This window comes from Sphingomonas beigongshangi (genome assembly GCF_016820445.1).
GTDB lineage: Bacteria > Pseudomonadota > Alphaproteobacteria > Sphingomonadales > Sphingomonadaceae > Sphingomonas > Sphingomonas beigongshangi.
This window is the reverse complement of sequence record NZ_JADHDT010000002.1, coordinates 32,921-57,552: the sequence shown is the minus strand read 5'-3', so window position 1 is coordinate 57,552 and position 24,632 is coordinate 32,921. Positions and strand designations below refer to the sequence as shown.

Sequence of the window (24,632 nt, the reverse complement as noted above, 5' to 3'; positions counted from 1 at the left end):
TCGCGCCGCGTCACGCACAGATGTGGGCATCGGGCAGCGGCGCGTTCGCCGGCACGGCGACGCCCTTTGCCGCGGCGGCCGCTTCCAGTGTCGGGCTGGGACCCGGACGCGAAAGGTCGGTCGCGGCGGCGTAGAAGGGATCCGCCTCCGCCCGCGCCAGCGTCGTGAAGGTGAAGCCAAGGCTGCGGTAGAGATCGAGCAGGCGCGGCAGCATATGCGCATCGAACGCGCCCAGATGCATCAGCAGGACATAGGGGATGTCGCGGCCCAGAGCGGCCTGCGACAGCATGCGCGACCGCAGCGCCTGGACGCGCGCGGCCGCGAGAAAGCTGCTTTCGAGCCCGGCGATCGCGCCCTGATCCCGCTTCGCGACGCAACGGGCATAGGCGTCGTTCCAGCCATAGTCGCCAAAGCTCATCGTCACGGCGGCGATGCGGTAGCCGCGTGCGCGAAGGCCGGCACGGACCGCATCGCGATCCGCCGCATTCCTTCCCTCGCTGAGGAACGGATAGCGGAACCAGTGCCAGTCGCTGCCGCGCGACGCGGCGACGAGGGGTGGCTCGTCGCGCCAGACGTCGGCAAGGAAGGCGTCGGGACCCACCGTGGCAAGATCGCCATGCGTCCAACTGTGATTGCCGATCGGGAAACCGGCCGCTCGCCAGGCGCCGACGACCTGCGGCGCAGTGGCGTCGGTTGCGAAGCCCCCATTGTAGAAGCCGAAGGCGGGCGCGTGCGCCGCCTTGAGCGCGGCGATGATCCGTCGGGCGATCGCCAGACGATCGTCGCCCACCGGCAGGGGCCCGTGCGCGGGCATGTCATCGAAGGTCAGCGCGATCTGCGGCGGCTGCGCGGGGGGCGCAGCCGCCGTCGCCGTATCGAACAGCGCCAGCGGTACGGCATCCGCCATCGCGCGATAGCCGCCGGGCCCCGGATGCAGATGGTCGCCCGAATCATAGGCCGGCAGCAGGCGGTCCGGGTGCGCCGGGTCACGCAATGCGGCATCGAAATCGATGACCCCGTCGAACGCGCCGGATGTGCGGATGAAAGCGTTGATCGCCTGCCGATCCGCCTCCGTCGCGGCATCGGGGTGGTAATAGTCGTTGCCGGCGAAGGGCGTGATCGTCCCGCCGATCAGGCGGATGCCATGCGCATGTGCGCGCCCGGCAAGCTGACCGTAGGCGCCGGTGATCGCCCGGACGAGCGCCGCATGTTCCGCATCACCGATCCGATGATCGCGCGTCGCGGTGCCGAGGTCATTGACCCCTTCCAGCAGGATCACGTCGGCAACGCCGGGGGTTCCGAGAACGTCGCGGTCGAAGCGCGCGACCAGACTTGGCCCGATGCCGTCGAGCAGCACCCGGTTGCCGCCGATGCCCATGTTGACCACGGCATGGGGGGGCGTCGTGCGTCCGGCGGCCAGGCGCGCGGCGAGCAGGTCCGGCCAGCGCTGGTTGCTGTCGTCGACGATACCTTTGCCGTCGGTGATCGAATCGCCGATCGCGAGGATCGCCGACGTGGGGCCGTTCGTCACTTCGACGTCAGACAGGGACCACCAGCCCCCGATCCTCGCGGCATCCTTCAGCGACGCGGCCGCACTCTGGTCGCCAGGCGCGAGGAACGTCGTGGCGCGCGCGCCCGGATGGCCGGTGCGCGAAGCGATCGTATCGGGAAGGAACAGGCTGATCGCCAGGTCCTGGCCGGGATGCGTCGCGAGCGGCAGCGGATCGGTATAGGCCTGCCCTCCCGCAGGAATGGTGACGCCCATCCCGCCCCCGAACGTCAGCGGGACGATGCCGCCGACGGTCGCCTGCCCGGGCTTCGCCTCGGCTGCGATCCGCGCCGCACCGACGACGAGCGCTCGGTCGCCTGCGACGTTCGACAGCCGGACGCGCACGCGCGTACCGCCGGCGGACAGATGCACGATCTGGCGGATCGTCGCGGGGCCTGCCGCGGCGACGCGGTCGGCATCGGCCCCCGTCATCCGCATCTGCGCCGACGCCCAGACCGGCACCCATTGGCGCGCCGAAACCCCGCCCGCAACCGTGCCGAGCAGCATCGCCACCATCCCGTATCGCGCGACCGCCGCCATGCCCTGTATCCTCACCTGCCGCCACGGCTTGTCCGTGCGCGTGATAGCGATATCATCGGGGAGGACGCGCCGCCAGCCGTGTCAGGGAGAGAGGGATGCGCGTGAATCGCCTGCTTTTGACGCTGTTGCTGATGCTGTCGGTGTTCGTCGCGCCGGCCGGGGCACGGGCGCAAGCGTGCGACGGCCCGGTCGCTGCCTGCACGCATCCGACGCGCGGCGGCCTGGCACTGATCCTGCCGGGGCGTGCGACGGTGGTCGTGGTCGACGCGGCGGACGATCCCGGCGTCAGACGCGCAGCCTCGGATGTCGTCGCGGATCTTCGAGCCGTCGGCGGCGGCACGGTGCGCGGCGCCGACCGGCTGGACGGTGCCACGGTGATCGCGGGCACCCTGGGGCGAAGTCCGATCGTCGATGCCCTGGTGCGCACTGGAAAGGTCGATGTCGGGGGTCTGGCGGGACGATGGGAGGGCTATGTCGCGCAGGTGGTCGATCGACCGGCACCAGGTGTCGCACGCGCGCTCGTCATCGTCGGCGCGGACCGGCGCGGTACGATCTTTGGCCTGTACGACCTCAGCGCCAAGGCGGGCGTAAGCCCGTGGTCCTGGTGGGCCGATGTGCCGCCCCTGCGCCATCCGACCCTCTTTCTGACCGCCGGACGCGTCGCCGACCATCCGGTCGTCAAATATCGCGGCATATTCATCAACGACGAGGAGCCCGCGTTCGGCGGCTGGGCACGCGCCCGCTTCGGCGGGGTCAATCACCTCGCCTATGAACGCGTCTTCGCGCTGCTGCTCCGGTCCAAGGCGAATTTCCTGTGGCCGGCGATGTGGGGCAAGTCGCTGTGGCAGGACGATCCCGCCACCGCGCCGCTGGCCGACCGGATGGGCATCATCCTCGGGACCTCGCATCACGAGCCGATGGGACGGTCGCAGGTCGAATGGCAGCGGCAGGGCGGGGGGCCCTGGGACTATACGCGTAACGCGGCCGCACTGCGCGCGTTCTGGCGGGCCGGCATCGAACGGCGCGGCCATGCGGAAGATCTCGTCACGATCGGCATGCGGGGCGATGGCGACGAACCGATGACGCAGGGGACCGCGATCGACCTGCTCCAGCGCATCGTCGCGGACCAGCGCGGGATCATCGCCGACGTGACGGGCAAGCCCGCCGACCGGACGCCGCAGGTCTGGGCGCTCTACAAGGAGGTGCAGGATTATTACGACCGGGGGATGCGCGTTCCCGATGACGTGACGTTGCTGTTCTCGGACGACAATTGGGGCAACATCCGCCGCCTGCCGCCGCCCGGCATGGCGCGGCGGGGGGGCGCGGGCGTCTATTATCATTTCGATTATGTGGGCGATCCGCGCAACTACAAATGGCTCGACACCAACGCGATCCCGCGTGTCTGGCAGCAGATGCGGATGGCACACCAATTCGGCGCGGATCGGTTATGGATCGTCAACGTCGGCGACCTGAAGCCGATGGAATATGCGACGAGCTTCTTCCTCGCGATGGCATGGAACCCCGATGCGATGACGTTGGCGGGGATGCAGGCCTATCCCGCACGATGGGCGGCGCACCAGTTCGGCGATGCGCAGGGGCGGGCGATCGGCGCGCTGCTCGGCCGCTACGGCCAGCTCGCCAGCCGGCGCAAGCCCGAACTGATCGACGCCGATACCTATATGTCCACGCCGGGTGGCTGGGCACGGGTGCTCGCCGAATGGGAGGCGCTCGCAAGGGTTGCGCATCGTGTCGGCGCTTCCGTGCCGATGGATCGGCGCGACGCCTATGACGAGCTGGTGCTGCACCGGATCGACGCGATGACCAACCTCCACCGCCTTTATGCCGCCGTGGCGTCCAATCATCGGGCGGCATTGGCGGGCGATGGCGGGGAAGCCGAACGGCAGGCCGCGGCCGCTCGCGGTTTCTTTGCACAGGATGCCGCGTTGCGTCGGCGCTATGAGGCGCTCGCGGGCGGCAAATGGCCCGTAATGATGGCACAGACGCATATCGGCTATACCGGCTGGCAGCAGCCGGAGGTGGACAGGATACCGCCGCTCTGGACCGTCGCATCGGCCGGGCCAAGGCCTGCGCCCGTACCGGCACCGCCGATCGCGATCATCGCCGCCGATGCGGGTCGGCCGATCGATGGCGGGACCATCCGCTGGCAACGGATCGCCGGCTTTACCGCGGACGGCGCGGCAATGGTCGCGGCTCCGGCGACTGTGTCCCCTATCGAGAAGCCCGGGGGGGCAGGGCCGCAGATCGCCTATCGCGTCAACCTTCCGGCGGCGGGCGCTTTCCGCTTCGACGTGGTCGCGGCGCCGGGGCTGGACGTCCGCGGCAGCGGCCACCATCGCGTGGCGCTGTCGATCGACGGCGGCGCGCCGGTGATCGTCGATCTGCTCGCGCACGAGGACGAGGCGCGCTGGCGTCGGGCGGTCGCAGACAATGCGCGTGTCGCGGGCGCTTCGGTATCGGTCACCCGCGCCGGCCGCCACACATTGCACCTGTGGCTGGTCGATCCCGAAGTTGTGGTCGAGCGTATCGAGCTGCGGCGCTGAATCAGCGTGCCGCCAGGTCGCTTGCCACCCAGACCAGCGGCGCGTTCCAGTTGATCGCGACTTCGTTCAGCGCGAAGGCACGCGCATCGTCCCGCCAGCATCGCTGCGGCGCGCAGCCTTTCAGCGTCGCGGCGATGGGGTCCGCAAGGGCTGTGTTGTTGGCGCCGCCGCCCAGAACGCCCGGCGGCGGACCCGGCTGTCGCTTGTCCAGCTGGTGCGTCCAGAACCGGTGGTGCGGGTTCTGCATCGGATTCCATCCGAAGCCCGACACGTAGCTGCGATCGAGAGGATTGCGCCCCAGCACGTAATCCGCGGTGTCGACCTCCGCATCCCGATAAGCCGCCTTGCCGGTGAAGCGCGCGGCCAGGCCGAGCACGATACCGCGATTGAGGATCGTGCCGTTCGATCCCCAGGGATACCGCAGTGTGTCGAAGGGGATATGATAGCCGGTACGCGCATCTTCCCCCAGGAAGCGGTCGGCAAGCGCGACGATCTTGGCACGTGCCGCGTCCCGTTCGGCATCAGGCAGACCCGCTGCGGTGGCGAGCGTGATCGTGCCCAGCGCGGCGGTAGCACCCCAGCTCGCCTCGCTGTCGAGCGGTGCGGCATGGAGCGGATTGCGGTGCAAGGCGTCTGCCAGCTCCGGCATCCGCGTTGCGGCATAGAGTTCGGCCGTCGCCCAGTAGAATTCGTCGGCGAGGTCGCCGTCGCCATAGCCGCCGCTGCCGGTAAAGGCCTGGGCGGCGTAGATGTCGGGATTGCGCAACGCCGCCCGATAGGCGCTGGCGGCGGCGGTGAGGCAGCGGTGCGCGAAGGCAGGATCCGCCGTCTTCCACACGCGCGCGCATTGCGCGGCGGTCGCCGCGAGGTTGAGCGTCGCCGCGGTGCTCGGCGGGTAGAGCAGCCGATCCTCGCGGTCGTTCGCGGGCGCGGTGGGCAGGGGTGTCCAGTTGCGGTCCGCGACCTTGTGATGTGCCATGCCACCCGCATCCACGTCCGTGAGGCGCAGCGGTCCGCGTCCCTGTCGCCCGACGGGAAGGGCGAGGTGCGTGCCGTCCGGCACCTGCATCGCGAGCAGGAAGCGCATTTCCACCCGCGCTTCGTCGAGGAGGTCGTCGGTGCCGTTGCCGGCCTCCGGCAGGGCGGCGCTGCCGTCCGGAAAGGGTGGGGATCCGGCATTCACCTCGTAGAGGTTCTGGAGCGTCCAAAGCGCGATGCCGCCGTTGACGACATATTTGCCCTGGTCGCCCGCATCGTACCAGCCGCCGGTCACGTCGAGGGTATAGGGACAGCCGGGCCAGACCGTGCCGCCGAGGTCTGGACCCTTGAAACAGGCCGCGACCTCATGCGCATGGCCGGCCGGACGTGCCCATGCCTTGCCGGCAAAAGCCGCGTCGATCGGCACGCCCGCGCGTGTCTGATAGAAATAGTTCAACGCGGCGCGGGCGAGCGGCCGGTAGAGGTCCGTCGCGATGACGAAGGGATGCGACGAGGCATTGGCGACCTCGAGCCGATACGTGCCCGGCGTGCGTACGGCACCCAGGTCGAGCTGATGTACCCGATCGCCCGACGCTGGATCCTCGCCGAACGGCTGCGTCATGCCGTTGGCGACCGGCCTGCCCTGCGTATCGACGACGCGCCATGCGAGCGGTGCCTTTGCGGCATCCGCCACGATCGCGCGCTTCGCGGTGTCGGGGCGGAAGCCAAGCTGATTGAGATGCACCGTGTCCGGCGCGTTGCCGAGCGCGGTCAGCGCCAGCAGGACGCGAAGGTGCCGCCTCATGCCGCGCCGCTCCAATCGTCGCTCGGTCGCGACGGCGTCGGCACCGTCGTCGGGGCGAGCGGCGACGGTGCCGCGGCGCGAAGGAAGTCGCCATGGGTCGGCAGCCGCATCGCGGTATCCAGATAGCCGCGCCGGATCTGCTCCAGTGCGCCTGCGACCTTGTCTTCGTCCAGCGCGTCGACGGCGGGTTCCCACCCCTCCGGCGCCAGCCCCTGTCCCAGGCACACCGCGACCCAGCTGGGATTGGTGAAAAGCTCATAGCCTTCCCGGAACAGGCGCCCCTTGCCGCGCCACAGGTCGAGCTTGCGCGCGAGACTGTCGGGCACGCTCATCTCGCGCACACGATTCCAGAAAGGCGTGTCGTCGCGGCGGGTCACCTTGTAATGGAGGATGATGAAATCGCGGATGTCCTCGTAGAGGTCACGCATCTGGCGGTTGAACTCGGTGCGTTCGGCGGGGTCGAAGCGACGGTCGGGAAACAGCGCGACGAGGCGCTGGATCGCAGACTGGACGAGGTGGATGCTGGTCGACTCCAGCGGCTCGATGAAACCGCTCGCGAGGCCCAAAGCGACGACGTTGCGGTTCCAGCATTGCCGGCGGCGTCCCGCCTCGAAGCGGATGCGCCGCGGCGCGGCGAGCGCTTCTCCCTCGAGGCTGGCGAGCAACTGCGCCTCCGCATCCTCGTCGGACAGATGGTCGCTGCAATAGACGAGGCCGTTGCCCATCCGGTGCTGGAGCGGGATGCGCCATTGCCAGCCCGCGTCACGCGCGGTGGCGCGGGTGAAGGGCGACGGCTCGCGCGGGTCGGGCAACGCGCAGGGCACCGCGACGGCGCGATCGCACGGCAGCCACTGGGCATAGCTGTCATAGCCGGTTTCCAGCGCGTCCTCGATCAGCAGGCCGCGAAAGCCGGAGCAGTCGATGAACAAATCGCCTTCGATCCGTCGGCCGTCGGCCATCGTGACGGATTCGACGAAACCGTCCCCGCTCCGCAGGTCGACGGTGGCGATCCGCCCCTCGATGCGGGTCACGCCGCGCGGTTCGGCATAGTCGCGCAGATAGCGGGCGTAGAGCGACGCGTCGAAGTGGAAGGCGTAGAACAACTCCCGCACCGGCGACTGGGCGTCGTCGCGCGCGCGCCCGAACTTGCCGTTGGCCGCGGCGACCGCGCTCATCGACCAGGCTTCGACCGACGGGATCGGCCGCCGATTGCGTTCGCGCAGCCACAATTGGTGGAAATGCACGCCCTGCAGATCGTGGCCATGATTGCCGAATGGATGGAAATAGGTCTCGCCCAGCGCGCCCCAGTCGCGGAACTCGATACCGAGCTTGAACGTGCCCGACGTCGCGGCGACGAAGCCGTTCTCGTCCAGACCGAGCATGCGGTTGAAGTTGAGCAGCGGCGGGATCGTCGCCTCGCCAACGCCGACGGTGCCAATCTCCTCCGACTCGACCAGCGTGATCTGCGTATAGCCGTTGTTGAGCAGGCGCGCGAAGGCGGCGGCGGCCATCCAGCCGGCGGTACCCCCGCCGACGATGACGACGCGGCGGATCGCATGGGGGTTCGCCGGGGGATTTGCGGAATCGATCATCGGGACAGGCGGCTCGCTTGCGCCGCCAGCCAGGCGGCATGGGTTGGGGTGCGCTGCACGGCGGCGGCGATATCGGCTTTGTGGCGGGCCATCGCTGCGGCGGCGGCGTCGGCGGGAACGGCCTCGACCAGCGGGTCGACACGGCGCGGCAGGACGCCCTGGCCGATCAGCACCGCCGCCCATTCGTCCCGGCTGAAGGTTTCTTCCTCGTAAAAGGGCAGGCGGCCTCGCTCGGCGAACTGGGTGAGCGTATGGGCGAGGCTGTCCGGCGGCGGCGTTGCGGCGCAGGCGCGCCACATCGGCTCCGGCCGGCGCGCGGCGACGTAGTGGAGCGCCACGAAATCGCGGACGCGCTCGGCTTCCGCGACGCATTGACGGTTGAAGTCCGCCGCTTCCACCGGTGCCATCGCCGCATCGGGCAGCATCGTCACCAGCCGGTCGATCGCGCTGAGGGCGAGGTGCAGGTTGCACCATTCGAGTGGCTCGACCTGAGTCGCCGAGTCGCCGATCGCCACGCAATTGCCCCGCCACGGCGCGCGGCGCATGCCGGGCCGGATCGCAATGCGATCGCCGTCGGGCATCAGTGCCGCCAGTGCCGCCTCGTCGGCATGCGCCGCGGCATAGGCGATGCCGGTTTGTGCGCCGCTGCTCCACCGCCAGCCGGCGGCATGCGCGACGACCGGGGTGAGTACCGGCGGCTCGATCGGCGCGCCAGCGTGGATCAGCAGGCGGTCGCAGGGCAGCCAGCCGGACCAGTCGTCGACCGCCTGGTCGATCGCGCCGCGCAAGCGTGCTGCGGGCCCTGTCGCGTCGACGACGAGATCGGCGGCCAGCGATCCACCGCCGACCAGCGTCAGTCGTGCGACAAAGCCGCGGTCGTCGATCGCCACGTCGGCGATCTCGCCCGCGAGGATGCGAACCCCGACGTGATCGGCAAAGGCGCGCACCATGCGTTCCTGGCGCGGCAGGTCGAGCGTCAGGCCGTAATCATGGTCCGCGAAGGGCGTGCCTGGCGTCGGCGGTACGAACCGCCCGGCGCGTGCCAGAGCGGCGGCGGGCGCGTAGGAGTCGAATGCGTCGGCCCAGCCTGCGCGACGCGCACGCAACCAATGCAGGTGAAAGCTCGTCGCTCCGAAGCGCTGACCATAGCGATCATAGACGTGCGCATAATCGGGAAGATCGTCGGCCCAGCCGCTGAACAGCGTGCCGAGGCGGCAGGCCGCACCGGTTCGCAGCACGGCGTCCTCCTCGCCGATGCCCAGATCGGCATGGAAGCCGCGGATCGACGGCAGCGTACAGGCGATGCGGTCGGCCAGCGCGTCCGGTGCCCCCCGGGTCGCCAGCATCGTCACGTCGAGGAAGGGCGCGCGCCGCTTGATCGCCGCGGCGGCATACCATCCGGTTATCCCGCCCCCAGCGACGAGGACGGTGCGCAGCGGTTCGGTCATGCCGCGTCCGTCATCGGGCAATAGCGATCCAGGAAGCCGCGATGATCGGGTCGGGCGGCGACGTCGGCGGCGATCTCCTGCCGCAACGCGGCGATGCCGCGATGCACGGCGACGGGATCGGATGCGTCCGCGCGCGGATCCCAGCCCTCCGGCACGATGCCCTGGCCCAGATAGACCGCCACCCAGCTCGCATCGAGGAAGACCCCCTCGCGATATTTGACGACGCGACCGCGGCGGCGCCACAGGTCAAGTTTCTCCGCCAGGCTGTCCGGGATCGTCATCGTGCGCACATAATCCCAGAACGGCGAGTCGGACCGCGTCGTCGCGTGATAGTGCAGGATCAGGAAATCGCGGATGCGGTCATATTCCAGGTCGATGACGCGATTGAACTCGTCCCGGTCCGGCGGGCTCGGCGCACCGTCGGGGAAGAGCTCAACCAATGCGGTGATCGCCTGCTGCACCAGATAGATGCTGGTCGACTCGAGCGGTTCGAGAAAACCGCTCGCAAGGCCGATCGCGACGCAATTGCCCACCCAGCTGCGCCGCCGACGCCCGGCGCGGAAGCGCAGCAGGCGCGGCTCGGCGAGGGGTTCCCCCTCCACCGCCGCGACCAGTGCGTCGCGTGCCTCGGCATCGCCGACGAAGGCGCTGGCGTAGACATAGCCATTGCCGGTGCGGTGCTGCAGGGGGATGCGCCAGCGCCAGCCGGCGGGCATGGCGATCGCGCTGGTATAGGGCGTCACTGCCGTCTCCGTCCTGCACGGCATGGCGACGGCGCGGTCGGCGGGCAGCCAATGCGCCCAATCCTCGAACGGTTCCTCCATCGCGCCGCCGACGAGCAGGGAACGGAAGCCCGAACAGTCGACGAACAGGTCGCCCTCGATCCGGGTCCCGTCGGCAAGCGTGATCGCGCGGATGTCGCCGGTGTCGCCGTCGCGATCGACCGCTGTCACGATCCCGTCCGTCCGCACCACGCCCGCCCGCTCGGCGAGGCCGCGCAGATATGGCGCGAACAGCTGGGCGTCGAATTGATAGGCATAGCCGAACGTCCCCGCCAGCTGACCCGGGTCGGCCTGCGGATGCGCGAAGCGGCCCTGCCGCGCGAGCGTGCAGGCGTAGGACAGGTCGTCGAGCGGCGGCAGCGGCGCGCCGGCGCGGGATAGCCGGCTCCAGTAATGATGGAAGTCGATCGCACCCTTGCCGCTACCGAAGGTGCCGAAGGGATGGATATAGCTGTCGCCGATCCGACCCCAGTCGCGAAATTCGATCCCCAGTTTGAAGGTGGCGCGGGTGAGCGCCATGAACTCCGCCTCCGGGATGCCGAGCCGCTCGTTGAAGAAGCGGATGTGGGGCAGCGTCGCCTCGCCAACGCCGACGATGCCGATCGCTTCCGATTCGACGAGATGCACGCTCGCACGATGCGGCAACAGCCGCGCGATCGCCGCCGCCGTCATCCAGCCGGCTGTGCCGCCGCCGACGATCACCACCCGCACTGCCTTGCCCGGCGTGGTCAAGATCCGCTCCCCCGTTTACGGCGCTTGTGTTCGCGCTCCCATCTCCTTCTGGGTCGTTCATCGTCGCGCGTTCGTCAACACCACTTCCACAACTGGCGCCGTACGTTGCAGGAACGTCACACCTCGGCGTCAAAAACGGCGTCGCATAGAAAAATGTTACCGCGACCATTGCTCGATTGTGAATGGTCTGCCTACAAAGAGGCCGTATCGGACGGGCGCCGCAAGCAGTGCCGCGATCGTATTTAGGGGAGGACCAATGATGCGCCCTGTCGCGCCGTCCACTGTCACTGCACGTTCCATCGTTCGCCTGCTGCGCGGCGCTTCCGTCACGGCGCTGTGCATCGCCGCCCCATTTGGCGTCGCGCAGGCGCGCCCGCTGTCGGGCCAGGACACCAGCCAGTCGCCGACCGGCGCGAAAGCGGGCGAAGGCACCGTCGGTGTCGCCACCGCCACCGGCGCGGCGACCAGCCCCGCCGACGTCCAGGCTGAAACGCAATCGACCGGCGGCGCGAGTCCCGACGATATCGTCGTCACCGGCATCCGTCAGAGCCTCGCCAACGCGCAGAACATCAAGCGTAACGCGGACACCATCGTCGACGCGATCACCGCGTCTGATATCGGCGCACTGCCCGACCGCTCCGTCACCGAAGCGCTGCAGCGTGTGCCGGGCGTCGCGATCAGCCGCTTCGCCGGGTCGAACGACCCCGACCACTTCTCGGTCGAGGGTTCGGGCGTCAACGTGCGCGGCCTGAACTTCGTCCGTTCCGAATTTAACGGCCGCGACACCTTCTCGGCTGGCATCGGTGGTCAGGCGATCAACTTTTCCGACGTGCCCGCCGAGTTGCTCGGCTCGGTTGAGGTCTACAAGAACGCGACTGCCGAGACGATCGAGGGCGGTCTGGCCGGTACCGTCAACCTCAACACGCGCAAGCCGTTCGACAATAAGGGTTTGCACATCGGCGTCGACGCCGAGGCGAATTACGGCGATTTCGAGAAGAAGTGGTCGCCGACCGGCTCGATCCTGGTCAGCGATACCTGGCAGACCAACATCGGCACCTTCGGCCTGCTCGGCGACGTATCCTATTCGCGTATCCGTAGTCGCGCGGACGGCATCCAGGTCACCAATTTCCAGACCCGTGACAACCAGAACGCGATCGCGGCGAACTCCACCACGACGCTCGTCTGCCGCAACGCGCTGCCTGGCACCACCGACACCACGACGCTGCCTGCCGCGGGTTCGGCCTGCGGCGCGGCGAACACGCCAGGGGCGGACGGCTTCCTCGACCCGGCGGGTGTGCGCTATGCCCCGATCGGCGGCCAATTCCGCAGTCAGGACTATGACCGCAAGCGCGATGGCGTCGCGTTGGCGGCGCAGTGGCAGAGCAACGACGAGAAGACGGTACTGACCGCGCAGTTCCTGCGTACGCACACGACCAACGAATGGGGTGAGCACACGTTCGAAACGGCGCCGGATCTGTCGGAATACAGCACCTATCCGTTCGGATGTCTCGGCAATACCGACGGCGCGCCGTCGAACGGCAACAACACGACCCGCGCCGAATGCCCGGTCGGCTCGACCAAGAATTACGTCTACGACGCGAACGGCTTGTTCCAGAGCGGCTATATCACCTACCCGGGCAACGTCGCCTATCGCGGCACTGGCCCCAGCACCTCCGCCAGCTTCGTACCGGCCGGCGGCACGCAACAATCGCTGTCGCGTCGTCAGGTTTTCGATGAAAACACGGTCAAGGACTTCGGCCTCAACCTGAAGACGCAGCTCAGCGACCGCCTGTCGGTCAATCTGGACGGCGACTATACCAAGGCCGAGCACTACAATCTCGACTTCAGCACCTTCGGTTCGACGTTCGCCGATTCCGAACTCAACATCACCGGCAATCTGCCCGTGGTCGTGCCGCACAAGCCCAACCAGCTGAACTACACGTGGTCGGGCGCGGCCCCCAACCCGGTGGTCGTCGGCGAGACCGACAAGCAGTATTTCTCCGACCCGCGCGTACAGTTCTGGCGCGCGGCCATGGACCATATCGAACAGTCCGAAGGCCGCGAATATGCGTTCAAGGGTGACTTCGACTATAAGTTCGGCGAAGGTGGCTTCGTCAAGGACATCAAGTTCGGCGCCCGCTATGCCGACCGCTCGATGGACGTGCGCTATAGCACCTACAATTGGGGCGTGCTGAGCGAGACGTGGGCGGGCAATACGCCCGTCTCGATCGCCCAGTCGCCGAACAACACCGCCTTCTACAATTTCCCCAACTTCTTCCGCGGCGCGACTCCGGGACCGGTGGGGGGCTATTATTATACCGGCGACCTGATCAACGATTATGACGGATCGGCCAAGCGGCTGCAGCAGGTGGAGGCGGCTTGGGCAGCGAATGGCTCGACCGCGACCGGCTGGTCGCCGCTGGCCCAGCGCGCGGGCGTCGTCGCCGGAACGCCGTTCCTTCCGTCCGAAATCCAGAAGGTGACTCAGCAGGACAAGAACGTTTATGCGCAGCTGAACTTCGCATCGCCGGGGCCGGTGTTCGGCGACGTACGGCTCAGCGGCAACGTCGGCGTGCGTTATGTGGTGACCGACGTGACGTCGGCGGGATCGATCGGTGCGCCATCAAGGGCGCAAACCGGTACCCTAGATGACTTTGACTCTCGTTGCCCGCCGCCTTCCGCCCAAAATGGCCAGCCGCAGCCGGTCAATCCGAGCGGTGTGTGTACCCTCGGCCGCGCGGGCTATAATGCCCTCCGACAATTCTCTACCGGCATCACAACGGCGGAAGTCGCGCGGAACAATTATGCTTACTGGCTGCCCAGCGCGAACCTCAAGTTCGGGCTGAGCCGGGACCTGATCCTGCGTCTGGCGGCATCGAAGGTGCTGACGCGCCCCGATCTCGCCAACATCCGCAACTTCCTGACCGTCGGATTCGACACCGGCAGCGGGACACTGACCGCGACCGCGGGCAATCCCTATCTGAAGCCGGCCACCGCCTGGCAGTTCGACGCGACACTCGAGTGGTATTTCGGTCGTGTTGGGCAGCTGTCGGTCGATGCCTTCTACAAGTCGGTGCACAACTTCTTCTATCAGGCGGTCACGAACCGTACGATTCAAAGTGCGGGTATCTCGCAGAATGTGCTCGTTCGCGGGCCGGCGAACTTCGACGGCTATGGCAAGATCAAGGGCGTCGAGGTTTCCTATCAGCAGACGTTCGATTTCCTGCCCTCTTTCCTAAGCGGTCTAGGGACAAGCCTGAACTACTCGTATATCGACAGTTCGGGCCTGCCCAATTCCTTCCTGAATGGCGGCTCGCCTTCCGGCACGTCGAACATCACGCCCGGCAATTTGCCGCTGGAAGGTCTGTCGAAGCACAATGCCAATGCGACCGTCTTCTACGAGAAGGGGCCGATCTCGCTGCGCGCGGCGTACAACTGGCGTTCCAAGTATCTGCTCACCGCGGCGGACGTCATCTTCCCGTACACGTCGATCTATCAGTCGGCGGGCGGCCAGCTCGATGCGTCGGCCTTCATCAACATCAACAAGTACATCAAGATCGGCGTCCAGGGCGTGAACCTCGCCAATCAGGTCGTGAAGACGGAGCAGGCGTATATCAGCGGCTCGAACGCGACGGCGCCGCGATCCTATTTCGTCAACGATCGCCGCTATTCGTTCATCCTGCGCGGCAACTTCTGAACTTGCGGGCGGTCGGCCCTGGCCGGCCGCCCGGTTTTCCCCAACTGGAAAGGGCGCGCTCCGATCGGAACGCGCCCTTCTTTTTTGCCCGCTTCGGCGGCGACGGCTCAGTTGTGCGGTAGTTTGGCCGGATCGACGCCCGGCCCGAGATCGAGCAGGAAGGCCGGGCCGACCTCGACGACCTGCTTGGCGCCGGCCAGTTGCAGCGAGATGTTGGCCTTGCCCGCGGCGAAGGCCTGCGACGCGACGCCACTGGCGAAATATCGCTTCCAGCCTGGGCCGACCGATGCGGTCGCCGTCGCGATCTGCGGATAGGGGGCCTCCGAACCGGTGGCACCCAGCGGAATGGTCAGCGGCGCGTCCTCCTTCGCATCCGGCGCGCGCAGATAGACCATGACCAGCACCGTATCGCCCGCCGCGATCGGCTTCACCGTGGGATAGGACGCGCCCGTATCCCATGGATGCGCGCCGGCGCGCGTGACCTGTACGCGCACCGCGGCGCCACCCGGCACGTCGGCGGCCGGTACCTGTTTGGCGCTTTGGTTTGGACCGTAGAGCGCCCAGCCGATCCCCGGCTGGTTGACCGCCTTGTCGAAGATGCTCGGCTGCGCGGAAGGCGCGGGCGCCGTCTGCGCAATCGCGACGGTCGCATATAGTGTCGCCAGCGATAGGGCAACAAATGTCTTCATCATCCTTCTCCCTGTTATGCGGCCGGCGGGTCAGCCGGTCCGGATCGGCGCCGTGGCAAGCGCGGCGGCGACGGCGGCGCGCATCGGCTTGGGCTGAAGCGCGGTGTCGTAGAGGGTCGGGCGGCGCGGGGCGCGATCGCGCCGAGGTTCGAAGCCCTCGATCCAGCTATGGCGATCCGCAAGTCCCCAGCACAGCACGTCGGTCAGCTGCGGATAGGCGAGCGTCACGTCGAGATAGGCTCGCGTGAATTCCGCGACGCCTCGGTCGCGTACCGCGATGTCGGCGGGCAGCATGTTGTCGCGCACGTCCAACTCCGTGACGACGAGCACATAGCCCATGTGCGTCACCGCATCGAGGAACGCGCGCCATGGCCCCTCAAGCGCCGCAACATGGCTGGCGGTCGGCAGCCCCTGGGTGATCAGATGGGACTGCACGCCCAGCGCATCGACGGGCGTGCCACGCCGACGGAACCCTTCGAGCAGGCGCAGCACCCCCGCGCGGTGCGCGTCGTTGCCGGGCTCCCAGCTCATATAGTCGTTGTAGACCAATTGCGCATGCGGTGCGGCGGCACGGGCGGTGTGGAAGGCGAGGTCCAGCGTCGGCTCCGTTCCGCCGAGCGCCTTGGACAGGCTCGTCTCATACAGCGTGCCGTCCTTGGGATTCACCGCCTCGTTGACGACGTCGTAGCTCTTGATGCGCGTCCCGTAGCGCCGCGTCACCGTATCGATATGCGTTGTCAGCAGGCGTTCCGCCTCGCGATGCGGCGCGCTGCCGAAATCATACGCGTTGAGCCAGGCGGGAAGCCACTTCGGCTGATGCCACAGCAGATTGTGGCCGCGCACCGCTATGCCGTGCGCCTCGCCCCAGCCGAGGATGGCATCGAAGCGATCGAACGCGAACGTGGTCGGTGTCGGACGCAGCCATTGCCACTTCATCTCGTTTTCGGCGACGAGCAGGCCGCATTGCCGGGCGACCAGTGCGGCATAGGCGGGATCGCGGGTCAGCGCGCCAAAGCTGAGCGCGGTACCGAAGCGGAGCCGCCTGCGCGCCGCAACGTCCTTGAGCGCGGCAGCTTCGGTCCCGGCCGCGTCAGGCATCGCGGCGGCAAGGGCCGGTGCGAGCGGTGCGCTGGCGATCAGACCGGCGGCGCTGACGATCAGGTCGCGGCGGTTGAGCATTGTAGGCATGACTAGTTCTTTCCGGTCCAGAGCGTGACGCGCAGCAGCGTAGGATGGGTGAGATTGAGGCCGTAATCGATCTGATCGCCGTTCCAGATGCGGCTCGTGCGCCATGTTCCGTCCGGCGCCAACGTGCCCTCCTCGACGCGCAGCAGCTCGCTTTCCCGACCGTCCGCGCGGCCGAAACGGACGCGGACGTCGGATCCCGCGACCAGGAAGCGGTTCGGGTCCAGCTGGATCGCGGCCACGCCGCCGACCGGGCGACCGACGCCGGGGGCGGGATCGGCGGAGAGGTGCGTCCATTCGGGTTCGCCGAACGACCACAATCCATAGTGCGCGGTGATCTTCCAGGCGCCCAGCGTGCCGCTTTGCGCCGTATCGTCATGCCCCTTCGCCGTGCCCCAGGTAGGATGCGTGCCGGCGAGCCGCGCCCAGGCGCCCGCAACCGGCGCCATCAGCCGATAGGGCTCGGCGAAGGCGGCGAGCGTCGCCTCGTCCAGCACCTTGGCGCCGAGCGGATAATTGACATAGCCGGTGTCATCCATGCCGAACGGCGCGAAGCCGATCGCCCCCCGGCCCAGCGCCGCCCACAGGAAGCGCGCATAGTCGGCGGCATTGCCGATCTCCGGCACGAGCAAGGCATTGTCGGGCCGGGCATAGCGATCGAGTACCGCGAGCACGGTAGTGCCGTTGCGATTGTAGATGTCGGGTGCGAGCAGCGCGATATGCGGAGCCGCCGCCTTCCATATGTCGATCACCTGCATGTCGGGACCGCCGCTCGCGCCGCCGCCGGTGCCGGGCGCGGCGAAGGGGTCGCCGATCGCGGCGTTGACGTACATCGGCAGCGCGAGCTCCGCCTGGCCGGCCGCCGCGACGCGATCGACGTAGCGCGCCGTCGCCCAGGCGTTGAAGGCCGTGTCGGCGAGCTGGCCGAAGACCTGCGTCCAGCTTCCGCTCCTGCCGACGCGCCGGGCGAGCGGCGCCGGCACCGCACCCTGGAACGCCTTGTCGGCGGCAGCCGAAAGGTCGCGCTTCTGGTTGTAGACGCCGGTTTCGTTCTCGACCTGCACCATGATGACGCGATGGTCGGGATCGGCGGTCTTGAGGTGGCGCATCAGCGCGGCGAAGGCGCGCGAGTCGGCCGCCAGTGTCGTTTCGGCGTGCGGCGACAGCGTGACGCTGGTCTTTTCATCGGGCCGTGCCATGCGCGGAAAGCGGGCGTGGTCGGTTCGTACCCACGCGGGCGCATAGCTGGCGCCCGTGTTCTTCCAGGTCCCGAACCAGAGCAGGACCAGCCGTTTGCCATGCGTGCGCGCACCGTCCAGCAGCGTATCGACCCAGCCGAAGTCGAACCGGCCTTCCTCGGGTTCGATCTGTTCCCAGGCCACGGGCATTTCCAGCGTATTCGCGTGAAGCCGCTCGAGCGTCGGCCACACCTGCGGCAATACGGCCGGATAGTTGCTGGAATTGTTGGCTTGCGCGCCGAGCATCAGGAACGGAGCACCGTCGACGAAGAGCGTGTGCCGCCCGTCATGCGTCTCGATCCGGGGGAGCGGGGTCTGGGCGCCGGCGGGGAGGATCGAGGCGAACGCGAGAAGGGGGGCAAGCAGCGCGGCGACGGGGCGGCGCATGGTCATCGCCCCACGACGCTGACCAGGGGCGCAAGCGCCTGACCCGTGGGCAGCGCACCGCTCGCGGTCAGGCGACCGGCGGCGTCGTCCCAGCGCAATATCGCGCTGCGGCCACCGCCCTTGCGCCAGGCGTTGGTCGTGCCGTCGTCGTCGTAGAGCGTGAAGCTGGCGTCGTGACCGGGATAGACGCGGATGCGCTCCAAGGCCTGTGCGGTCGCGGTACTCGGCACCTGCACGCCCATGGGCACGATCGACCCGGCGCGGACGAACAGGGGAATGCGGTCGATCGGCGCGGCCGCGTCGATCCACTGGCCGCCCGCAAGCCGCTTGTCGGTCCACCAGTCGTACCAGTCGGTCCCGGCGGGCAGCCAGACGCGCCGCGATGTCGCGCCCTGCTCCGTCACCGGCGCGACGAGGAACGCCGGACCGAACGTATATTCGTCGCCCAGCGACTTTGCGGTGGCATCGTCCGGGAAGTCCATGAACAGCGCCCGCATGAAGGGCGCGCCGGTCTGGCTCGTCCGCCGTCCGAGCGCATAGACATAAGGCATGAGGGCGTAGCGCAGCCGCAGGCTGGCGGCGAGCAGCGGCTCGGCCGCCGTGCCATATTGCCAGAGCGCGGTGCCAGGCCGCTGGCCGTGGATACGCAGGGTCGGCGTGAAGGCGTTATACTGGAACCAGCGGACGAAGAGCTCGGGATAATCGCGGTACGACGGCGCCATGGCGGTCGCGCCGGCAGGATCGACGAGCACCGGATGCTGCGCGGACGGACCGTTCGGCCATTGCCAGCCGCCCGTGTCGCTGGACCAATAGGCGATGCCGCTCGCCGTCATGCCGAGGCCGGCGGGCACCTGGCGGCGCAGCGCCTCCCAGGTCGACTGGACGTCGGACGACCAGAACAGACAGCCGTTCGCCTGCGCACCGAGATAGGCGGCGCGGCACAGGATCAGGTTGCGCAGGTCGGGGCGGTCCCTCGCCGATCCTTCCGCGACCGCGCCCGTGTGCAGCAGCGGGAAAACGTTGTGATAGCGGTCGCCCGACCCGATGCTGTAGAAATAACCGTCGGGCACGAGGTCGGGTTCGGTTTCATCGAGCCAGGCGAAATCGAAACCCTGGCTGAAGATGTCGTCGCGGATCTTGTCCCAATACCAGGCGCGCGCATCCGGATTGGTCGAATCGATCAATGCGCCGGCCCTGTCCGAACGTATGGGCAGACCGTCGACCGGCTTGCCGTCCTTGTCGTGCAGCAGCCAGCCCTTCGCGGCGAGCGTGTCGAACCAGCGGCTCTCGCGTTCGAACCGTGGCCAGATGCTGACGATGCTGCGCATGCCCATCGACTTGAGGTGCGCATTCATGGCGGCTGGGTCGGGGAAGGCGTAGCGGTCGATGTCGAGCTGCCCCATCCGCGTCCAGTAGAACCAGTCGAGCACCATGACGTCGAGCGGCAGGCCGCGCCGGCGATAGCCGTCGGCGATCTCGGTCAGTTCCGCCTGCGTCTCGTAGCGCGCCTTGCTCTGGATGAGGCCGAAGGCGGCCTTGGGCGGCAGCGGCGTCGCGCCGGTCAGGCGGGCATAGCCGGCATAGAGATCGTCCGTCGTCCTACCGGCGATGACGAAGAAGGACACGCGTTCGCCGACGTTCGACTGGAAATGCGTCGCGTTGAGCAATCCGGGCGAGACCGTGGTCGCCGAGGGATTGTCCCACAGGATGCCATAGCCCTGGTCCGTGACCATGAAGGGCACGCACACCGCCTCGCCGGAGGGACGGTCATAGTCGTGGCGGCAGTCGATCGTGCGGCCGCGCAGGTCGAGGACGCCGTCCTGATACTGGCCGAGGCCGTAATAATGCGTCGCCGGGGTATCGGCGAAAGTCGCACCGACCCGGAACGTATGCTCGCCCGCGACGTCATGCGGCGCCTTTTCCCAGCCGTTCATGGCGGTCAGCGCGCTGCCGTCGACGCGCGCGAAGCTGATCGACACGGGGGGCAGCGAGGGCGCGAAATAGCGCTCCATCTGGCTGGGCGGCTTGGGCCAGGGTTGCGCGGCGACGGTGACGCGCAGGTCCGCGGAGGCGAAGGTGTCGCCGCTCGCGTCGCTGCTGTGGCGCCAGCCCGCCGCGTCGCTCTTGCCGGTGATGCCGTAGCCCGGCGCACCCTCCGCCTCGTCCCGGCTGGTCGCGATCGTCACGCGCACGATGCCGGGTGCATAGGGTTCGATCGACACGCGCGCGCCGTTGCGATCGAGCGTCGCCAACCGTTGCGCCGCGACCGGCGCCGTGCCGGCGAGCAGTAGGGCGAGCGTCATGACGAAGCGGTTCATCGACCGAGCGCCTTCTCGATTGCGGCCTCGGCAAGGGGGCGCATCGCCGCATAGCCCGCCGCGGTCGGATGGACGCCATCGCTGGCCAGCCCGGGTTTCATCGCGCCGTCCGATGTCGCGAGCGCGGGATGATAGTCGACATAGGTGAAGCCGTTGCTTTTCGCATAGGTGGCGATCCAGCGGTTGAGCGCGGCGATCTGCGGTACGGGCTGCTTGTCCTTGGCCCAGGGAAAGGCTCCGGCGGGCGGAACGGAGGCCAGGATCACCCGGATGCCATGCGCACGGGCGAGGTCCGCCATGCTCGCGATATTGCCTTCCACCGTTTCCATCGCCGCGGCACCGGTGTTTCCGGCGATGTCGTTGGTGCCGATCATGATGTGAACCGCGCGCGGGTGCAGGTCGATCACGTCCTGGCGGAAGCGGACGAGCAGCTGCGGTGTCGTCTGTCCGCTGATGCCGCGATCGACGAGGCCGTGAGTGAAGAACGAAGGGTCGAGGTTGATCCAGTTGTCGGTGATCGAATCGCCCGCGAAGACGACGCGCGGCCGCTCGGTCAGCGCGGCATTGGCGGCACGGTACCGGCACAGCTGGCCGAAATCGCGTGCCTGATCATGGGCGTGCTGCACCGCCCAATCGACCTTGCCATGCGAAGGACAGGGATCGGCGACGATGCCAGTCGGATCACCGGCAAAGGGATCCGCCGGGGCCGCGACCTGCGCCGCGGCGGGTACGGCGCACATCGCGGCAGAGAAGAGGGCAAGCGTGGGCAGGAACCGGGTCAATGGATGGTCCTTCACGGAGAGACGGTGAGCATGACGACGCCGTGCGCGGGCACGTCGGCCGCGATCGTGCCGGCGGCGGTGGGCAGGTCGCGATGCGCCCACAGGTCGCGGACCCGGGCCCGCAGCGACGGGGGATAGCCGAGCTGATCCCAGGTCGCCGCGACGCGTGCCGGCGCCTCGCCACGGTTGAACAGCAGCACCGCGCGTCGGCCGCCGGACAGGGGGCGTACCCATGTCTCGCGCGTGCCGTCGCGTGCGACGCGGCGGCCGGGTTGACCGAGCGGATCCTGGTCGATCGCGATCACCTCGCGGTTGGTAAGGATCGCGCGGGTCGGCGCGTCCATCGCCGCAATGTCGTTGCCTGCGATCAGCGGCGCGGCCATCATCGCCCAAAGCGAGAAGTGGCTGCGATATTCGGTGTCGCTCATCCCGCCGTTGCCGACTTCGAGCATGTCGGGGTCGTTCCAATGGCCCGGGCCGGCGAACGGCCAGAGGGGCTCGTTCAGATCGGCGATGGCGACGACGCCGAGCGAATAGCCGTGCTTGCCGTCCCATTTGTCGGTGATGTCACCGGTCGTGCGCCACATCTGACCGACCTGCGGCGACCAGAGCCATGGCTTGGCCGTGCCCCATTCGCACAGGGAAAACAGGATGGTGCGGCCGCTCGCCGCAAGCGCCGCCGCCATGGTGCGATAGGCTTCCTCCGCGTTGCGCGTGCCCGTCTCGCACCAGTCATACTTGAGATAGTCGACGCCCCAGCGCGCATAGGTCAGCGCATCCTGATATTCATGGCCCTGGCTGCCCGGGCGACCGCCGCAGGTCTTCGCGCCCGCGTCGGAATAGATGCCGAACTTGAGCCCGCGCGCGTGGACGTAATCGGCGAGCGCCTTGATCCCGTCCGGGAAGCGCGCGGTATCCGCGGTGATAAAGCCGTTCGGGTCGCGCGGTCCGTGCCAGCAATCGTCGATGACGACATATACATAGCCCGCGTCGCGCATGCCGGACGCGACCATCGCATCCGCGACGCGGCGGACCTTCGCAGCATCGACGGTGCAGGCGAACTTGTTCCAGCTGTTCCACCCCATCGGCGGCGTCGCGGCCAGGATCGGTGACATCGCCGATGATGGCGGCGGAGGCGCTGCGGGCGTGGCCGCGGGAATCTGCGCCAGCGCGGGCATTGCGATTGCGGTCGTTAGCGCCATCACCGCTCGCGCCACGGCATGCGCGGCCCGCCACAAGTGCCCCGGCATCATTGCCTCCCCTCCTTGCCCTTTGGCATGTGACCGCTACCGTATCCTGTGGCCTGACAATACGGAAGGGGCAAAGCGGTCCCGCGGCCCGGCCTATTTCCGCCGCTGCCACGCTCGCGCGCGCCGTCAGCGTCGGATCACGGGGTCACGGGCCATTCGAACGGCACCGCAGGCAGATCGTCGGTATTGTACAAATTGACATAGGGTGCGTCCGCCCAGGCATAGCGGACGCGCGTCACGTCCGGCCCGTTGGCACCCGCCAGCACGATCCGGTCGCCCGCAACCGTGCCGAGCACATATCGGCAGGCCGTGGCGGTGCAGGTCTCGAAGCCGATCGCCTGAGCGGCGCCGTAGGTCCGCAGCCCGGCCGAGACGTTGCGGAACGTCACGGCGAGGTCCGCCCCATCGCGCGCCACCGCGGTCACCTCCGGCCCCCCGGGTGTGACCGAGCGGCCGTAAGCCACCACGCGCGCGGCGCGGGCAAGCCGTTCACCGACGATCATCTTCTGCGTCGGGTGGATGTCGTAGCGATCGCCGAGGTCGAACGTCACTGCCAGGCCGGCATGCGGATCGGCGCGTACGGCCTTCGCCTGTACGTCCCGCATGTCCGCCCAGCCGGATTCACCGGGCGCCGTCGCTGGCGTGCCGAGCGTCGCGAGCTGGGCGACAAGGAACGGCAGTGCCGGATCGTTCGTCTGTCGGCGCCAGTCGCGCATCAGCATCGGCAGGAGCGACGCATAGCCCTTCGCGTCGCCGACGTTCGATTCGCCCTGGTACCAGGCGGCAAGGCGGAAGCCGTAGCGCGCGATCGGGGCGATCATCCCGTTGTTCAGCGTCGCGAGGCTGGCGGGAACTTCCCAGGGGGCGCTGGGCGGCTTGCCTTTCAGCGCGGCGCCAAGCTGGTACGACCAGTGTCCGGCGAGCGATATGGCGGTGCCGTCCTTCAGCTTGATCTGGCGGTTGTCGGGCTGGCCCGTCGGTCCGCCGCCGCCGAGCACGCGGATGGCGATGACGTTGCGTCCCGCGTGGAAGGCGCCCTGCGGTACCGCATAGTCGCGCCAGAACCAGTTGACGCCGTTGCTCCCTGTCCAGCGGCCGTTGATCCAAACGGTGTCGTGCGCATCGATCGGGCCGAGCAGCAGCCGGTCCGCCGCGGCAGCCTGCTCCGCGCTGAGGTCCACCGTCTTGCGCAGCCAGACGACGCCGTCGAACGCCGCCAGCGCCGGAATGCCGGCATCGCGCCACGAGCCGGCGAGGGCCAGGGTCGGCCAGGCGGCATCGTCGAACGCCGGGTCCGACCAGCGCCGCGTCGCTGCCCAGCGCGGGTCGTTGCGTCGCCACCAGGCTTCGCCACGCCGCGCTTCGGCCGCGCGGGCCGCGGCGGGATCCTTTGCGAGCAAGGCGAGACTGGCCGCGCCATCGGCATAGTCCGGCAGGGTCGCCAGCGACGGCGCGGTGATCCAGCTCTGGATCGTCGTACCGCCCCAGTCGGAATCGACGAAGCCGACGGGTATCTTCAGATCGTGCTGGAGCGAGCGCGCCATGTAGAAGCAGACGGCCGAGGCATCCCCGACGCTCGACGAATCGACGATCCGCCAGGGCGCCGGCTTGGAGAGATCGTCGCGGGGAGCGGCGGCGCTGTCATGTTCGACATGGGCAAAGCGCAGCATCGGCTCGGGCTTGGGGGCAAGACCGCCCCAGGCGCCCGTCGACTGACGGGCCGGAAACTCCATGTTGGACTGGCCGCCGCACAGATAGACGTCGCCGACCAGCACGTCCGACACCTGCTGCGTCACGGCGCCGGCCTGTGCGGACAGGACATAGGGGCCGCCGGCGGGGAGCGGCGGAAGTTGCGCCTGCCATGCGCCGCGCATGTCGGCGCGGGCGCTGACCCGTGCGCCGCTCAACGCGACCGAGACGGTTTCCCCGGGATTTGCATGGCCCCAGACGGTGATCGGGCGGTCGCGCTGCAGGACCGCGTGGTCATTGAACAGACTCGCGAGCAGCGGCGAGTCCTGCGCCGCGGCGGCGGCGGGCAAGCTCACCGTGGCGACGGCCACCAGCCAACGTGCGATCACCCGACCCTCTCCTCTTGTCTG

14 protein-coding genes are annotated in these 24,632 nt (G+C 68.3%); 2 read left to right on the top strand and 12 right to left on the bottom strand.

Annotated features, from left to right (window positions below; genetic code table 11):
• Positions 1-10 precede the first annotated feature (10 nt).
• Positions 11-2,089 carry a GDSL-type esterase/lipase family protein gene (locus IQ292_RS03405; protein ID WP_238940785.1) on the bottom strand — a complete coding sequence of 693 codons (2,079 nt, stop codon included), beginning with the start codon at positions 2,087-2,089 and terminating at the stop codon, positions 11-13.
• Positions 2,090-2,190: 101 nt separating this feature from the next.
• On the opposite strand from IQ292_RS03405, the gene IQ292_RS03400 reads away from it, so the two are divergent.
• The gene (locus tag IQ292_RS03400) at positions 2,191-4,650 is read left to right on the top strand and encodes a glycosyl hydrolase 115 family protein (protein ID WP_203308920.1); all 2,460 of its coding nucleotides are present in this window, start codon (positions 2,191-2,193) and stop codon (positions 4,648-4,650) included.
• A 1-nt stretch (position 4,651) separates the two neighbouring features.
• Here the strand turns inward: IQ292_RS03400 and IQ292_RS03395 are convergent, their stop codons facing one another.
• From IQ292_RS03395 to IQ292_RS03380, 4 genes are read right to left on the bottom strand one after another with little or no spacing between them, the layout of a single operon-like run.
• Positions 4,652-6,433 (bottom strand): glycoside hydrolase family 9 protein, encoded by a 1,782-nt coding sequence (locus IQ292_RS03395; protein WP_203308919.1) that lies wholly within the window; start codon positions 6,431-6,433, stop codon positions 4,652-4,654.
• Positions 6,430-8,025: a tryptophan halogenase family protein gene (locus IQ292_RS03390; RefSeq protein WP_203308918.1), complete on the bottom strand. Its 1,596-nt coding sequence runs from the start codon at positions 8,023-8,025 to the stop codon at positions 6,430-6,432. Before IQ292_RS03390 ends, IQ292_RS03395 begins: the two co-directional genes overlap by 4 nt.
• Positions 8,022-9,473 (bottom strand): tryptophan 7-halogenase, encoded by a 1,452-nt coding sequence (locus IQ292_RS03385; RefSeq protein ID WP_203308917.1) that lies wholly within the window; start codon positions 9,471-9,473, stop codon positions 8,022-8,024. Before IQ292_RS03385 ends, IQ292_RS03390 begins: the two co-directional genes overlap by 4 nt.
• Positions 9,470-10,987 (bottom strand): tryptophan halogenase family protein, encoded by a 1,518-nt coding sequence (locus IQ292_RS03380; protein WP_275298258.1) that lies wholly within the window; start codon positions 10,985-10,987, stop codon positions 9,470-9,472. The genes IQ292_RS03385 and IQ292_RS03380 overlap by 4 nt, the downstream gene beginning before the upstream one ends.
• 256 nt (positions 10,988-11,243) lie before the next feature.
• On the opposite strand from IQ292_RS03380, the gene IQ292_RS03375 reads away from it, so the two are divergent.
• Complete coding sequence (locus IQ292_RS03375; RefSeq protein WP_338057577.1) at positions 11,244-14,684, top strand: TonB-dependent receptor; 3,441 nt, start codon at positions 11,244-11,246, stop codon at positions 14,682-14,684.
• 107 nt (positions 14,685-14,791) lie between these two features.
• Here IQ292_RS03375 and IQ292_RS03370 read toward each other — a convergent pair whose 3' ends face one another.
• The 7 genes from IQ292_RS03370 to IQ292_RS17855 all read right to left on the bottom strand — a co-directional run bounded on the left by IQ292_RS03370 (position 14,792) and on the right by IQ292_RS17855 (position 24,611).
• Complete coding sequence (locus tag IQ292_RS03370; RefSeq protein WP_238940784.1) at positions 14,792-15,373, bottom strand: hypothetical protein; 582 nt, start codon at positions 15,371-15,373, stop codon at positions 14,792-14,794.
• A 30-nt stretch (positions 15,374-15,403) separates the two neighbouring features.
• Positions 15,404-16,561: an endo-1,4-beta-xylanase gene (locus tag IQ292_RS03365; RefSeq protein WP_203308916.1), complete on the bottom strand. Its 1,158-nt coding sequence runs from the start codon at positions 16,559-16,561 to the stop codon at positions 15,404-15,406.
• A 2-nt stretch (positions 16,562-16,563) separates the two neighbouring features.
• Positions 16,564-18,183 carry a DUF5597 domain-containing protein gene (locus IQ292_RS03360; RefSeq protein ID WP_203308915.1) on the bottom strand — a complete coding sequence of 540 codons (1,620 nt, stop codon included), beginning with the start codon at positions 18,181-18,183 and terminating at the stop codon, positions 16,564-16,566.
• A 2-nt stretch (positions 18,184-18,185) separates the two neighbouring features.
• On the bottom strand, positions 18,186-20,501 hold the full coding sequence (locus IQ292_RS03355) for a glycoside hydrolase family 31 protein (protein WP_203308914.1): 2,316 nt from the start codon (positions 20,499-20,501) through the stop codon (positions 18,186-18,188).
• The gene (locus IQ292_RS03350) at positions 20,498-21,283 is read right to left on the bottom strand and encodes an SGNH/GDSL hydrolase family protein (protein ID WP_420853645.1); all 786 of its coding nucleotides are present in this window, start codon (positions 21,281-21,283) and stop codon (positions 20,498-20,500) included. Before IQ292_RS03350 ends, IQ292_RS03355 begins: the two co-directional genes overlap by 4 nt.
• Before the next feature lie 11 nt (positions 21,284-21,294).
• Positions 21,295-22,398: a glycoside hydrolase family 27 protein gene (locus IQ292_RS03345; protein ID WP_238940783.1), complete on the bottom strand. Its 1,104-nt coding sequence runs from the start codon at positions 22,396-22,398 to the stop codon at positions 21,295-21,297.
• A 272-nt stretch (positions 22,399-22,670) separates the two neighbouring features.
• Positions 22,671-24,611 (bottom strand): sialate O-acetylesterase, encoded by a 1,941-nt coding sequence (locus IQ292_RS17855; RefSeq protein WP_203308913.1) that lies wholly within the window; start codon positions 24,609-24,611, stop codon positions 22,671-22,673.
• Between the last annotated feature and the right edge of the window lie 21 nt (positions 24,612-24,632).